This window comes from Micromonospora sp. NPDC048169, assembly GCF_040652815.1.
GTDB lineage: Bacteria > Actinomycetota > Actinomycetes > Mycobacteriales > Micromonosporaceae > Micromonospora.
Genome location: NZ_JBEZMS010000021.1, coordinates 33,334 through 46,731 on the forward strand (window position 1 = coordinate 33,334; position 13,398 = coordinate 46,731).

The following is a 13,398-nucleotide window of genomic DNA, read 5'->3' on the forward strand; positions in this document are numbered from 1 at the left end:
GGTATGACGGCGAGGCCGAGCTGAGAGCGGAAACGACTCACCGACACGCGGCACCGACCGTCTAACCGGGCGACACGGAGTGACCTGCGCGCCGTAACTGCCTGCGCGCCGCTGCCCGGTTGCCTAGCGTCGTCGGTGATGGGCAGGCAGCGGGATTGGCACCACCCGGCCCGGCGTCGCCGGCCGCTACGCGCGGGCGTGCTGATCGCCGGTCTCGGCGTGGGCACCTGCCTGATCGGGGTGGCCGGGCTGGCGGTGTGGAACGCGCAGGTGGTGTTCCAGGCCGACGGGCCGGTGCGGGAGACCGCCGACGGGTTCTTCCGTGACGTCGCGTCCGGGGACACCGACGCGGCGTACGAGCGGCTGTGCGCCGAGGCCCGAGGCAAGTGGAGCAAGGCCGGCTTCGGCAGCTGGGTGCGGACGCCGCCGCAGGTCAGCGGATACGAGATCGTCGACGTCTCGGTGGCGACCCGGTCCGGCCGGCCGCACGGGACGGTGCTCGTGCGGATCAACCGCGACGGCGGCGGCAGCGAGGAACGTGAGCTGCCGGTGGTACCGGAGGGCGGCGGCTGGCGGGTGTGCGGGGATCCCTTCTGATGCTCAGGCGCGCGGGCCGAGGTCGCCTGCGCGGTAGTGGCGGCGGCAGAGCACCTGGTAACGCACGTCGGCGGTGTCGACGGTGTCGCCGATGACCACCTGCGCGCCCTCGCGGACCACCCGGCCGTCCACCACGCGGGCGTTGAGCAGCCCTTCCCGGCCGCACCAGCAGAGCACCTCGACCTGGATGCGGGCCACCTCGTCGGCCAGCTCGAACAGCCGCTGCGCGGCCGGGAACAGGCAGGAGCGGAAGTCGGTGGCCAGGCCGAACGCGTAGACGTCGACGTCGAACCGGTCGACCAGCTCGGCCATCTGCTCGATGTGTTCGAGGTTGTAGAACGACGCCTCGTCGCAGATCAGGTAGTCCACCCGTACCCCCTCGGCCCACGCGTCGCGGACCAGGACGCGCAGGTCGAGGTCGTCGGTGACCTCGACGGCCTCGTGGGCCAGGCCGATGCGGGTGGTGACCTGCGGGCCCAGCGAGCGGTCGATGCGGGTGGTGACCAGGCCGCGGCGGCCCTGCCGGGCGTGGTTGTGGTTCATCTGCAACGCCATGGTGGACTTGCCGCAGTCCATCGGCCCCCAGAAGAACTTCAGCGCGGCGGCGTGCAGCGGCCGGCCGTCGACGCCGCGCGCGGCGGCGCAGCCGGCGGCTCGGTCGTCACCGGGCCCCGGCAGGGGGCGGGCCAGGCAGGTCGGGGCGGCGTCGTCGGTCACGTCGGGGCAGCCTAGCCGATCGACGACGCCCGATCAGGCCCGCGATGATCCACCCGCCGGGGCACGGCGGGTCAGAGCACCCGGGGCGGGGTGTTGCCGGCGGCGATGATGGCCCGGCGCATCGGCACGGCGGCCAGCAGCGCGAAACCGACCACGAAGAAGATCAGCAGCGACACCAGACCCACCCGGTACGACGAGGTCAGCTGGAAGACCAGGCCGAACGCCAGCGGGCCGAGCCAGCTGGTGCCCTTGTCGCTGATCTCGTAGAAGCCGTAGTACTCGCCCTCCTTGCCGGCCGGGATGAGCTGGCTGAACAACGACCGGCTCAGGGCCTGGCTGCCGCCGAGCACCAGGCCGATGCAGCCGCCGAGGATCATGAACGGTACGGGCGCCTCGGCGGGAAGCCGGAACGCGGCGATGATCACACCGGTCCAGAGCACCAGCGACAGCAGCACGGTCTTCCAGGCGCCGATGCGCTTGGCGAGCGCGCCGAGGGCCAGCGCGCCGCCGAAGGCGAGGAACTGCACCAGCAGGATGGTCACGATCAGGGTGCTCTGCTCCAGCCGCAGCTCCTCGGTGCCGTACTGGCTGGCCAGGGTGATGACGGTCTGGATGCCGTCGTTGAAGACCAGGAACGCGAGCAGGAAGTACAGCGTCAGCGGGTACGTCTTGATCTCCCGCAGGGTGCGCCCGAGCTGCCGGAACCCGTCGGTGAGCACGTTGACACCGCTGCCGCCCCGGCGGGCCGCCTCGGTCGGGTGCTCGCGCAGCCAGCGCAGCGGGACCAGGGTGAACGCGGCCCACCACACGCCGGCCGACACGATCGACCAGCGGGCCAGGTCCAGCGTGCGCTGGGCGTTGCCCTCCTCGCTGAGCATGGTGACGGCGACCAGGTTCAGCGCGAGCAGCAGCCCGCCGCCGAGGTAACCGATGGCCCAGCCGCGGCTGGAGATGCCGTCGCGCTCGTCCGGGCCGCCCAGTTGCGGCAGGAACGAGTTGTAGACGACCACGGCGGCGCCGAAGGAGATGTTCGCGATCAGGAACAGCGCGCCGCCGAGCAGGTAGCGCTCGCCGGTGACGAACGCGAACGCGATGGTCGCGCCGGCGCCGGTGAACGCCGCGGCGGCGAGCAGCCGCTTCTTGTGCGCCGACCGGTCGGCGATCGCGCCGACCACCGGCAGCACGAACACGGTGAGGAAGACCGACAGCGAGATCAGGTACGGGTAGAACGAGCCGGCGGCGACCTTGATGCCCAGCGGGTACACCGCGCCGTCGCAGCTGTCCGCGCCCAGTTCGCAGCCGGCGGCCAGCTCGGTGACTGTGGTGAGGAACGGCCCGAGGAAGACCGTGATGACTGTGGTCTGGAACGCGGAGTTCGCCCAGTCGTAGAAGTACCAGCCGGTGCGCTCGCGGCGGGTGCTGCCCGGTCCGGCGGGGTCGGCGACGGCGGGGGTGACCGTATCGGCCATCGGGGGTCGTCCTCGGGGGGTCAGGCGGCCCAGTGGCCGCGACTGCGGTAGACGTCACGGAGCACGCTGACGTGATCGGTCATGATGCCATCCACACCAAGATCAAGTAAGTGGTGCATCTGGGCAGGTTCGTCGATCGTCCAGGCGTGCACCTGCAACCCGATCCGGTGGCAGTACGCGAGGAACCGCCTGTCGACCACCGGCAGCCGCCCGAAGGAGACCGGCACCTGCGCGGCCACCACGGACGGGGGCAGCCGCAGGGGCCGCCCGTGCAGCGAGGCCAGCCGCACCCGGGCCACCCCGCGCATGCCGAGGCTGGTGGCGACCTCCGGCCCGGCCAGCGCCCGCAGCCGGGCCAGCCGGGCGTCGCTGAACGAGGCGAGCAGCACCCGGCCGCCCGCGCCGACCCGGGTGACGGTGGCGACAGTGGGTTCCACGCCCCCGTCGGCCTTCACGTCGATGTTGAACCGCACCTGCGGCCAGGCGTCGAGCACCTCGTCCAGGCGGGGCACCAGGGCGGCCCCGCCGACGCGCACCGAGGACAGGTCGGCCCAGCGCAGGTCCGCGATGCGGCCCTGTTCGCCGGTGACGCGGCGCAGCGTCGGGTCGTGGAAGACCACTGACACGCCGTCGGCGGTGGCGTGCACGTCGGTCTCCACGTACCGGTAGCCGAGGGCGACGGCACGGGCGAACGCGGCGGTGGTGTTCTCGTCGCCGTCGGCCGCGCCGCCGCGGTGGGCGAACGCCAGCGGCGCGGGCGCGTCGAGGTAGCCGTGACGGGGCTGCACGCGGGCAGTATGCCCGCCCGGGGTGGCCCGCAGATGGCCGGGCGTTGAAATTCCCTATCGTTCCCTAACTCGATTAACATAGGGTGCGATGAGTAACGACATGTACTCGGTGGAGCAGGTCGCGGACCTGCTCGGCCTGCACGTGCGCACCGTGCGCGGCTACATCCGATCCGGGCGGCTGCGGGCCACCCGGATCGGTAAGCAGTACCGGATCGCCCGCGCGGACCTGGACGCGCTGACCGGCCGGCCTGCCCCGGCCGCCTCGGCGCCGGGAGCGGAGGTGTCCAGCGTCGTCCGCCTCGACGGCGTCGACCGGACCGCCGCCGACCGGCTCGCCACGCTGGTGCTGGCCGGCGTGAACACCCACCACGACCCGGACCGTCCGCTGCGCGTGCAGACGGTCCACGACGAGGAGCGGCACCGCATGACCATCATGATCCTGGGCGACCTCACCGCCACCGCCGACCTGCTGCGCCTGCTCGACGGGGTGCTCGACGGCGGCAACGGCCTGCTCGGCGGCGGGGAGCGCGACCATGGCTGACCTGATGCAGGAGCGCGCCGGCGAGCAGGTGCTGGTCTGCGACCCGGACGGCCCGCCGATCGCCACCGAGCGCGACGCGCTGGACCTGATCGGCGCGGCGTTCCTCGGCGCGACAGTGGTCGCGGTGCCGGCCGGCCGGCTCGACCCCGCCTTCTTCACCCTCGGCACCCGCTTCGCCGGTGAGGTGATGCAGAAGTTCGTCAACTACCGGCTGCGCCTTGCCGTCGTCGGTGACATCTCCGCCCACCTGGAGCGCAGCGGCGCGTTGCGCGCGCTGGTGGCCGAGTCGAACCGGCACGACCAGGTGTGGTTCGTGCCGGACCTGGACGCGCTCGAAGAGCGGCTGCGCAACACCACCTGACCCACCCGCCCCACCTCGCCGATCTTGCACTTGCGGCCCTCGTCAGGGGTGTTTCGCCGGGTTTGCCGGGGCACCAACTGCAAGGTCGACGGGCGGGAGCGGGCCGAGGTCGGGGTTGGGGTGTGCCGGGTCAGCCCGGGTGGCTGCTGGTGCCGGTGCCTGCGTCACGGGATCCAGGTGGCGGGTACGGCTGTTCCGCGAGCAGCCGGGCCAGGTGGGCGCTGTTGAGCGCCAGCGCGGCGGTGGTGCGGCCGGTCGTGTCGGGTTTGGGGCGGGCGTCGATGTAGTCGGTCTTGTGCAGCGCTTCCCCGACCCAGTAGGTGGCCCCGGCGGCCGGGCAGGTGAACCCCACCTCGTTGAGGGCCTGCTGCACCTCGGCGATGGTGTGGTGCGCGCCGTCCTCGTTGCCGACCACGGCCACCCCGCCGACCTTGCCGTAGGTGCGCAGGCGGCCCTGCTCGTCGGTCTCGGACAGCTCGGCGTCCAACCGTTCGAGGACCATCTTGGTCACCGACGAGGGCTGACCGAGCCAGATCGGCGTGGCGATGATCAGGATCTGGGCGGCGAGCAGCTTGGCACGGATGTCGGGCCAGCCGTCTCCGTCGCCCTCGTCGACGGAGACCCCGAAGCGCACGTCGTGGTCGACCACCCGGACGATCTCGCCGTCGACGCCCTGATCGGCCAGCGCGTCGAGCACCTCCTGGCCGAGCACCTGTGAACTGGACGTCGCCGGGGAACGCTTCAGGGTGCAGTTGAGTACGAGTGCTCGGACAGTGGTCATGACCAGGTCCTCTCCGCCCAAAGGGTGCGGGACTTGATACCCGCCACCGGGGCCGGGATGCCTCAGCCGGCGCGGTGGCGGCGGTGGGCGCGGGTGGTCTCGACGGGCCGCCCCGGGTCGACGTGGCGTGGCAGGTCCGGCTCGTCGGGGCGCAGCGCCACCAGGTCGTCGGTGATCGCGTCGATGATCCGGTCGGTGGCCTGCCGGGCCGCGCCGGGGGAGCCGGAGCGCAGGTCGTCCAGCGGCACCGGGGCGCCGAAGTGCACCCTGATGGCGGGCCGGCGGACGATCGCCCGGGCGACCGCGCGCAGCATCCCCTTGGGCGCCCGGTAGGGCAGCACCTCGTGCGAGCCCCACTGGGCGACCGGCACCACAGCGGCGCCGCCGGCGAAGGCGAGCCGGGCGGCGCCGGTCTTTCCCCGCTCGGGCCACATGCCGGGGTCGAGCCCGATGCGCCCCTCCGGGTAGACCAGCACCACCGAGCCGCCGGCCACCGCCTCGGCGGCGACCTCCAGTGACCGGTGCACCGCGGCGGTGCCCCGGTCGACGCGGATGTGCCCGGCGTGGCGCATCAGCGCCCCGATCACCGGGGTGCGGAACAGCCCGCCGGTGGCCATGATCCGGGGCGCGACCCGCCGGACCCGGCAGGCGGCGGCGAGGACCACCGGGTCGAACGGGCTGATGTGGTTGGCGGCCAGGACCAGCGGGCCGTGGCGCAGCGCGTCGGGCACGTCGCCGGTGACCTCCAGCCGGCCGACCAGCCTGACGGCGGCGCAGGCGAGCGTCTGCGCGGCCCGCCACAGCAGCGGCGCGCGCCAGGGGGTGCTGTTCATCAACGCTGGATGGTCGCACGAGCCAGGGCGATCCCGGCACCCGGGCACGGTGATCCGGGGACCGCAGGGTCCTCCGGCAAGGGTGAGCCCGGGACCGCAGGTCCTCCGGCAAGGGTGATCAGGGTCATTGGTCCCGGGCCGGGTGGGGCCCTGCGGCCCTGCTGGTCTCCCTACGACGACGAGTAGTATCTACTACGTCTCGTAGTATGCGCAGCTGGGGGTTTTCAGGTGGACGCGTTGGACGTCGCCCGCTGGCAGTTCGGTGTCACCACCGTCTACCACTTCTTGTTCGTGCCGTTGACCATCGGCCTGTCCGTGCTGGTGGCGATCCTCCAGACCATGTGGCACCGCACCGGCAACGAGCGGTACCTCAAACTCACCAAGTTCTACGGCAAACTGTTTCTGATCAACTTCGCGATGGGTGTGGTCACCGGCATCGTGCAGGAGTTCCAGTTCGGCATGAACTGGAGCGACTACTCCCGCTTCGTCGGCGACATCTTCGGTGCGCCGCTGGCCATCGAGGCCCTGGTCGCGTTCTTCCTCGAATCCACGTTCATCGGTCTGTGGATCTTCGGCTGGGACCGGCTGCCCAAGCGCCTGCACCTGGCCTCGATCTGGGCCGCCGCGATCGGCACCAACCTGTCGGCGTACTTCATCCTCGCCGCCAACTCGTTCATGCAGAACCCGGTCGGCTTCCGGATCAACCCCGAGAGCGGCCGCGCCGAGCTGACCGACTTCGTCGCCGTGCTCACCAACAAGGTCGCCCTGATCACCTTCCCGCACACCCTGGCCGGTGCGTTCCTGGTCGCCGGGTCGCTGATGGTCACCGTCGGCCTGTGGCACGTGATGCGCAACCGCGACAGCGCCGACACCGGCGCGTACCGCTTCGCCACCAAGCTCGGCTCCTGGGTCGTCCTGGTCTCCTCGGCGCTCGTCATCCTCACCGGCGACATCCAGGGCAAGATCATGACCGAGGTGCAGCCGATGAAGATGGCCGCCGCCGAGGGCCTCTACACCACCGAGAGCCCCGCCTCGTTCTCCGTGCTCACCGTCGGCAGCCTCGACGGCAGCCGCGAGCTGTTCGCCATCAAGATCCCGTACCTGCTGTCGTTCCTCGGCACCGGCGACCCCAACGGCACCGTGCAGGGCATCAACGACCTCCAGGCCCAGTACGCCAGCCAGTACGGCCCCGGCAACTACGCCCCGATCATCCCGGTCACCTACTGGAGCTTCCGCTTCATGATCGGCTTCGGGCTGGCCGCCGCCGCGATCGCGCTGCTGGTGCTCTGGAGCCAGCGCAAGGGCCGCACCCCCACCAGCAAGTGGCTGCTGCGCGCCGGCCTGGTCATGCCCGTGCTGCCGCTGCTCGCCAACTCCTTCGGCTGGATCTTCACCGAGATGGGCCGCCAGCCGTGGATCGTCTTCGGCGAGATGCTCACCCGCGACGGCGTGTCCCGCAGCGTCTCCCTGACCGAGGTCCTCACCTCCTTCACCGCGTTCACCCTCATCTACGCCGTCCTCGCGGTGGTCGAGTTCAAGCTGCTGGTCCGCTACGCCCGCGCCGGCGTCCCGGACGTCACCCCGCAGACCGACGACGACACCGACGACGCCGAGCGCCCGCTGGCGTTCGCCTACTGACACCCCGGAGCCCAACCGTGGAACTGACGACCGTCTGGTTTCTCCTCGTAGCAGTGCTCTTCACCGGCTACTTCATCCTCGAAGGCTTCGACTTCGGCGTCGGGATGCTGCTGCCGGTGCTCGGCCGCGACGACAGGCAGCGCCGCGTCCTGATCAACACCATCGGCCCGGTCTGGGACGGCAACGAGGTGTGGCTGATCACCGCCGGCGGCGCCATGTTCGCCGCCTTCCCCGAGTGGTACGCCACCCTGTTCTCCGGCTTCTACCTGCCGCTGCTGCTCATTCTGCTGGCCCTGATCGCCCGCGGCGTCGCCTTCGAGTACCGCCACAAGCGGCCCGAGGCGTCCTGGAAGCGCCGCTGGGACCAGGCCATCTTCTGGGGCTCGGCGATCCCGGCCGTGCTGTGGGGCGTGGCGTTCGCGAACATCTTCCGCGGCGTGCCCCTGGACGCCGACCACGAGTACGTCGGCGGTCTGTTCGACCTGCTCAACCCGTACGCGCTGCTCGGCGGCCTGACCACGCTGGGGCTGTTCCTCACCCACGGCGCGGTGTTCCTGGCGCTCAAGACCACCGGTGACATCCGGGAGCGCGCCGGCGCCCTCGCCGTCAAGCTCGGCGTCGGCACCGCCGTGGCCGCCGTGGCGTTCCTGAGCTGGTCGCTGAGCATCCGCTCCAGCGCCGCCGCCGTCGTGCTCGCCGTCGGTGCCGCCCTCGCCCTGCTCGGCGGTCTGGCCGCGGCCAAGGTACGCCGGGAGGGCTGGGCGTTCACCGGCACCGCCGTGGCGATCGCGCTGGCCGTGGCGACGCTGTTCGCCGCGCTGTTCCCGAACGTGATGCCGTCCACCCTCGACGCGGCCGGCACGCTCACCGCCACCAACGCCGCGTCCACCCCGTACACCCTGAAGATCATGACGTGGGTGGCAGTGGTGTTCACGCCGATCGTGCTGGCGTACCAGGGTTGGACGTACTGGGTGTTCCGCCGCCGGATCGGGGTACAGAACATCCCGCAACACTGATCGACCTGTGGGCGCAGGGGCGCGGGGCCGGTGCGAGGGGGTCGCACCGGCCCCGCGGGGCGTCCAAGGGTCAGCGCGCCTCGCGCAGCTCCGCCAGCCGCGCCTCGATCTCGGCCAGCTCGGCGCGCAGCTTCTCCGCCTGCTGCTCGGCCTCGGCCCGCTCGGCGGCCAGGATCTGCTCCACCGCCTCCTGCACGCCGGGCACGTCGACAAGCGCCACCATCCGCAGCGCCTCGGCCGGCTTCACCACGTACGGCCGGGCCAGCGCCTTCGTGCCCTGCTGCGCGGCCACCGTCCACTCGCCCTCGGCGTAGGCCAGCGTCACGGTCAGCCCCGGCGGCGTCTTCGGCTTCGCGGCCTTCACCGCCCGCTTCGCCGGCTTCGGCTCCGCCGGCGGCGCCTCGGTCTTCGTCTCCTCCCGCCGCGGCGCCGGCACCCGCGGCGTGTCCAGCACGAACGCAGGCTCCGGCGCGGCCGGCGGCTGCTCCGGCTCCGGCTTCGCCTCCGTGGCCGGACGCCGCCCGGCGCCCTTGGGGGCGATCGCCACGTCGGCGGGGGAGAACGGCAGCTCGTCGCGGCCGAACCGAACCACCACGAACTCCTCCGACGCCGCCGGGTCGGTCAGCTCCACCACCTGCCCGAGCTGCCCGGCCATCTGCCCGGCCGCCTCGGTGAACACCACCCGGGGCTTGCGGCCCGCCGCAAGGGCCTCCCGGATTCCCTGAACCTCGTCAGTGGACAAACCCTGACCCGCCATCACGCCCTCTTCCGTACACCTGTTTGACGCAGCCTTGATACCAGCCGGCTGCGACACCGCGATGATCAGCCCCCGAGGGCGCGCAGCGCCGCGTCGGCGTGCTCGTTCATGCTCAGCTCGCTGTGCACCACGGCGAGCACCCGCCGGTCCGTGCCGATCACGAACGTCATCCGCCGGGTGCTCAGCGCGCCCAGCGGCAGCCGCCGCCGCACCCCGAACGCCCGCGCCACCTCGCCGTCGGCGTCGGACAGCAGCGGATAGCCGAGCCCGTGCCGGCGGGAGAACTCCGCCTGCCGCTGCACCGGATCCCGGCTGATCCCCACCCGTTGCGCGCCCACCGCCGCGAACTCCGCCGCCAGGTCCCGGAAGTGGCAGCTCTCCGCCGTGCAGCCCCGCGTCATCGCCGCCGGGTAGAAGAACAGCACCACCGGACCAGCGGCCAGGAACTCCGACAGGCGCCGTGGCGTACCCGTCTCGTCCGGCAGCGTGAAATCCTCGACCAGGTCACCGACACCCACCGCGTCACTCATGACGCGAGGATATGTAGACATCGGCGATCCCGCTCCGTCGTACCGGGCGAGCGGCGGGGAGACACCGCCGCACGACGCGAAGGACAGCCAGTGAAGTACGTGATCATGATCCACTCCAACCCGGAGCCGTGGGGCCACCCCACCTCCGAATACCTCGCCGCCCACCAGGAGCTGCCCGCCGAGGTACGCGAACAGCTCAACGCCGACTTCGAGCAGGTGATGACCGAGCTGCACGCCAACGGTGAGCTGGTCATGGGGGAGGCGCTCGCCGACCCCGGCACCGCACGGCTCTACCGGTGGCGCGACGGCGCACCCCTGGCCACCGACGGCCCGTACTCGGAGGCCAAGGAACACCTCGCCGGTTTCTTCCTCGTCGACGTCGAGGACCAGGCCCGCGCGGAGGCCGTCGCCGCGAAGTTCGCCGGCCCGGGCGAGACGGTCGAGCTGCGGCCCCTGATGTGGCCGGGCGGCTCCGATCAGTGACGCCGCGCCCCTCGCGGACGTGTGGCGCCGGGAAGCGCCGCACGTCCGCGCCGCGCTGCTGCGCCGCTACGGGCACCCCGACGCCTGCGAGGACGCCCTGCAGGACGCGGCGGAGGCGGCCGCCGCTCGCTGGCCGCTCACCGGTGTGCCCGACGAACCGCGGGCCTGGCTCATCCAGGTCGCCTCGCGGCGGCTGATCGACCGGATGCGCGCCGAGGCGGCCCGGACCCGCCGCGAGCGGCTCGACGCGGCCCGGCAACCCGGCGCCGGCGTGGTACCGCCCGTCGACGACGACACGCCCGTGACCGGCGCCGACGACACGCTGCGGCTGCTGTTCCTGTGCTGCCACCCGGCACTGAGCCGCCCCTCCCAGGTCGCGCTGACCCTGCGCGCGGTGGCGGGACTGCGCGTGGAGCAGATCGCCGCGGCCTACCTGGTGCCGGCCCGGACCATGACGCAGCGGCTGAGCCGCGCCCGCACGACCCTGCGCGAGGCCGGCGCCCGGTTCACCATGCCGCCGCCGGACGCGCTGCCCGACCGGGTGGCCGCCGTGCTGGACGTGTGCCACCTGGTGTTCAGCGAGGGCTACACCCGCACCTCCGGTGACCAGCTCGTCGACGTGGAGCTCGCCGAGGAGGCGATCCGGCTCACCCGGCAGGTCCACGCGGCGCTACCCGGCCACCACGAGGCCGCCGGCGCGCTGGCGCTGATGCTGCTCACCCACGCCCGCTCACCCGCCCGCACCGACGCCGCCGGTGACCTCGTGCCGCTCGCCGAGCAGGACCGCACCCGCTGGCGTCGCGACCTCATCGACGAGGGAGTAACGCTGCTCGACCGGGCCCTGCCGCACGGCCCGGTGGGCCGCTACCAGCTCCAGGCGGCCATCGCCGCCGTGCACGCCGAGGCGCCGGCCTTCCCGGAAACCGACTGGCTGCAGATCAGCGTCCTCTACGACATGCTGAGCCGGGTCGCTCCCAGCCCGTTCGTCACCCTCAACCAGGCCGTCGCCGTGGCCATGGCGCACGGCCCCGCCATCGGACTGGCGCTGCTCGACCCGCTGCTCGCCGACCCGGCGACGCGCGACCACCACCGGCTGCACGCCGTCCGCGCCCACCTGCTGGAACTCCACGGCGATCCGCGGGCCGCCGCCGAGCACTACCGGCTGGCCGCCCGCCTCACCGGCAGCCTGCCCGAACAGCGCTACCTCAACCGGCGGCTGGCCCGCCTGACCAGCGACTCCTGATCGCGGTCACCGCCACACCCCGGCCACCTCGGCGGCCACCGTGTCGGCCTGGGCGAACCCGGCCCGCGCCGACGCCGCCCGCCGCGCCGGATCCAGCACGTTACGGCCGATCGCCGTGCGCGCCGTCCGGTCCGGCGACACCACCGCCACCCGCGCCCCCGCCTCCCGCAACGCCGCGACCTGCGCCGCCGGCCGCGGCATCGGCCCCACCGCCGCACGCGTCGGCGCCAGCACCACCACCTGCCCGCACCCGGCCGCCAGATCCGCGTTCACCGGCGACCGCACCCCGCCGTCGACGTACCGGCGGCCGTCGACGGTCACCGGCGGCCACACCCCCGGCACCGCGCAGCTGGCGCCGACCGCGTCCACGAGCGACACCCCGCTGTCGGCGTCGAACACCACGAACTCACCCGACGCCGCGTCCACGGCGGTGACCAGCAGCCGCGCCGCCGGCCAGTCCGGCGACGGCAGCCGCGCCGCGATCACCGCCCGCCGCGACTGCTCCGACGGGGTACGCGCCGACAACGCCATCGCGCCGATCCGCGCCCGGGCCCGCGCGGCGTCGCGGCCCCGCCCACCGGCCCACGCCCAGCGCAACAGCACACCGGCGCCGAGCCGGGCCGGCACCTCGTCGCGCGGCGGCCGCAACTGCGCCTCGTACAGCTCCGTCAGCGGCGTACCCGAGCGCACCTGCGCCCCGACCACCGACCCGGCCGACGTGCCCACCACCAGGTCCGCCTCGTCCAGCCGCAGGCCGTGCCCGGCGAGCCCGGCCAGCAGGCCCAGCTCCCAGGCCACCCCTGTCACCCCGCCGCCACCCAGCACCAACGCGCGCCCCATGTGACAGTCCTCTCCACCCCGGATGGTCCCGCCCACGGTAACGTCGGCCCTCACCACCAGGTAGGGGAGAGGAATTGAGCTCCGTCACCATCGTCACCGGGGGAGGGCGCGGCATCGGCGCGGCCACCGCCCGCCGGCTCGCCGCCGACGGCCACGACCTGGTCATCGGCTACCGCACCGACCACACCGCCGCCGAGACGGTGGCCGCCGACGTGCGCGCCGCCGGCCGCCGCGCGGTCACCGTCGCCGCCGACACCACCGACCCCGACCAGGTACGCCTCATCTTCGACGCCGCCGACCGGCTCGGCCCGCTCACCGGCCTGGTCAACAACGCCGGCGTCACCAGCCCGATCGGCCCGTTCACCGACCTGCGCGTCACCGACCTGCGCGAGGTCGTCGACGTCAACCTCATCGGGTATGTGCTGTGCGCCCAGCAGGCCGCCCGGCGGCTCACCAGCGGCGGCGCAATCGTCAACGTCTCCTCGGTGGCCGCCACTCTCGGCTCACCCGGCGAGTACGTCCACTACGCCGCCGTCAAGGCCGCCACCGACACCCTCACCGTCGGGCTGGCCAAGGAACTCGCGCCGCGCGGCATCCGGGTCAACGCCGTCGCCCCCGGCATCATCCGTACCACCATCCACGCCCGCTCCGGCGTGCCCGACCGCCCCGACAGCGCCGCCGGCCGGATCCCGATGGGCCGTGCCGGGGAACCCGAGGAGGTGGCCGGCGCGATCGCGTACCTGCTCGGCGCGGACGCCTCGTACACCACGGGCGCGGTGCTGCGCGTCGGCGGCGGTCTCTGAC

General features: G+C 72.9%; 16 protein-coding genes. 8 read left to right on the forward strand and 8 right to left on the reverse strand.

The genetic code is table 11. The annotated features are described in order from the left end of the window. The first annotated feature begins 138 nt into the window (after positions 1 to 138). Positions 139 to 597 carry a hypothetical protein gene (locus AB0D28_RS18930; RefSeq protein WP_357387365.1) on the forward strand — a complete coding sequence of 153 codons (459 nt, stop codon included), beginning with the start codon at positions 139 to 141 and terminating at the stop codon, positions 595 to 597. Between the two features lie 3 nt (positions 598 to 600). Here the strand turns inward: AB0D28_RS18930 and AB0D28_RS18935 are convergent, their stop codons facing one another. The 3 genes from AB0D28_RS18935 to AB0D28_RS18945 form a co-directional block, all read right to left on the reverse strand. Then, positions 601 to 1,275, reverse strand: a complete 675-nt coding sequence (locus AB0D28_RS18935; protein WP_357387485.1) for a thymidine kinase — start codon at positions 1,273 to 1,275, stop codon at positions 601 to 603. A 110-nt stretch (positions 1,276 to 1,385) separates the two neighbouring features. Next, a complete protein-coding gene (locus tag AB0D28_RS18940) occupies positions 1,386 to 2,783 on the reverse strand; it encodes an MFS transporter (RefSeq protein ID WP_357387367.1) in 1,398 nt (465 codons plus the stop codon). A 20-nt stretch (positions 2,784 to 2,803) separates the two neighbouring features. Beyond that, the gene (locus AB0D28_RS18945) at positions 2,804 to 3,571 is read right to left on the reverse strand and encodes a glycerophosphodiester phosphodiesterase family protein (RefSeq protein WP_357387368.1); all 768 of its coding nucleotides are present in this window, start codon (positions 3,569 to 3,571) and stop codon (positions 2,804 to 2,806) included. Positions 3,572 to 3,659: 88 nt separating this feature from the next. Between AB0D28_RS18945 and AB0D28_RS18950 the strand changes: the two genes are divergently transcribed. Together AB0D28_RS18950 and AB0D28_RS18955 are read left to right on the forward strand one after the other, a co-directional pair. Further along, positions 3,660 to 4,112 (forward strand): helix-turn-helix domain-containing protein, encoded by a 453-nt coding sequence (locus tag AB0D28_RS18950; RefSeq protein ID WP_357387370.1) that lies wholly within the window; start codon positions 3,660 to 3,662, stop codon positions 4,110 to 4,112. Beyond that, positions 4,105 to 4,473 carry a DUF4180 domain-containing protein gene (locus tag AB0D28_RS18955; protein ID WP_357387372.1) on the forward strand — a complete coding sequence of 123 codons (369 nt, stop codon included), beginning with the start codon at positions 4,105 to 4,107 and terminating at the stop codon, positions 4,471 to 4,473. Before AB0D28_RS18950 ends, AB0D28_RS18955 begins: the two co-directional genes overlap by 8 nt. Before the next feature lie 130 nt (positions 4,474 to 4,603). Here AB0D28_RS18955 and AB0D28_RS18960 read toward each other — a convergent pair whose 3' ends face one another. Both AB0D28_RS18960 and AB0D28_RS18965 read right to left on the reverse strand, forming a co-directional pair. Then, on the reverse strand, positions 4,604 to 5,254 hold the full coding sequence (locus AB0D28_RS18960) for an NAD(P)H-dependent oxidoreductase (RefSeq protein ID WP_357387374.1): 651 nt from the start codon (positions 5,252 to 5,254) through the stop codon (positions 4,604 to 4,606). Between the two features lie 62 nt (positions 5,255 to 5,316). Continuing rightward, complete coding sequence (locus tag AB0D28_RS18965; RefSeq protein ID WP_357387376.1) at positions 5,317 to 6,087, reverse strand: lysophospholipid acyltransferase family protein; 771 nt, start codon at positions 6,085 to 6,087, stop codon at positions 5,317 to 5,319. 228 nt (positions 6,088 to 6,315) lie between these two features. On the opposite strand from AB0D28_RS18965, the gene AB0D28_RS18970 reads away from it, so the two are divergent. Both AB0D28_RS18970 and cydB read left to right on the forward strand, forming a co-directional pair. Further along, complete coding sequence (locus AB0D28_RS18970) at positions 6,316 to 7,725, forward strand: cytochrome ubiquinol oxidase subunit I (protein WP_357387378.1); 1,410 nt, start codon at positions 6,316 to 6,318, stop codon at positions 7,723 to 7,725. Between the two features lie 17 nt (positions 7,726 to 7,742). Further along, positions 7,743 to 8,741 carry a cytochrome d ubiquinol oxidase subunit II gene (gene cydB, locus AB0D28_RS18975; protein WP_357387380.1) on the forward strand — a complete coding sequence of 333 codons (999 nt, stop codon included), beginning with the start codon at positions 7,743 to 7,745 and terminating at the stop codon, positions 8,739 to 8,741. Positions 8,742 to 8,811: 70 nt separating this feature from the next. Here cydB and AB0D28_RS18980 read toward each other — a convergent pair whose 3' ends face one another. Both AB0D28_RS18980 and AB0D28_RS18985 read right to left on the reverse strand, forming a co-directional pair. After that, positions 8,812 to 9,498 carry a hypothetical protein gene (locus AB0D28_RS18980; RefSeq protein ID WP_357387382.1) on the reverse strand — a complete coding sequence of 229 codons (687 nt, stop codon included), beginning with the start codon at positions 9,496 to 9,498 and terminating at the stop codon, positions 8,812 to 8,814. Positions 9,499 to 9,563: 65 nt separating this feature from the next. Then, on the reverse strand, positions 9,564 to 10,028 hold the full coding sequence (locus tag AB0D28_RS18985; RefSeq protein ID WP_256487405.1) for a peroxiredoxin: 465 nt from the start codon (positions 10,026 to 10,028) through the stop codon (positions 9,564 to 9,566). Between the two features lie 90 nt (positions 10,029 to 10,118). On the opposite strand from AB0D28_RS18985, the gene AB0D28_RS18990 reads away from it, so the two are divergent. Next, positions 10,119 to 10,511 carry a YciI family protein gene (locus AB0D28_RS18990; protein ID WP_262015747.1) on the forward strand — a complete coding sequence of 131 codons (393 nt, stop codon included), beginning with the start codon at positions 10,119 to 10,121 and terminating at the stop codon, positions 10,509 to 10,511. Between the two features lie 19 nt (positions 10,512 to 10,530). After that, a complete protein-coding gene (locus AB0D28_RS18995; protein WP_357387384.1) occupies positions 10,531 to 11,754 on the forward strand; it encodes a DUF6596 domain-containing protein in 1,224 nt (407 codons plus the stop codon). 6 nt (positions 11,755 to 11,760) lie between these two features. On the opposite strand, the gene AB0D28_RS19000 is transcribed toward AB0D28_RS18995, so the two are convergent. Then, entirely contained in the window at positions 11,761 to 12,594 is an 834-nt protein-coding gene (locus tag AB0D28_RS19000; RefSeq protein ID WP_357387386.1) for a patatin-like phospholipase family protein, read from the reverse strand. Positions 12,595 to 12,668: 74 nt separating this feature from the next. Between AB0D28_RS19000 and AB0D28_RS19005 the strand changes: the two genes are divergently transcribed. Continuing rightward, positions 12,669 to 13,397: an SDR family oxidoreductase gene (locus AB0D28_RS19005; protein WP_357387388.1), complete on the forward strand. Its 729-nt coding sequence runs from the start codon at positions 12,669 to 12,671 to the stop codon at positions 13,395 to 13,397. Position 13,398: the final 1 nt, after the last annotated feature.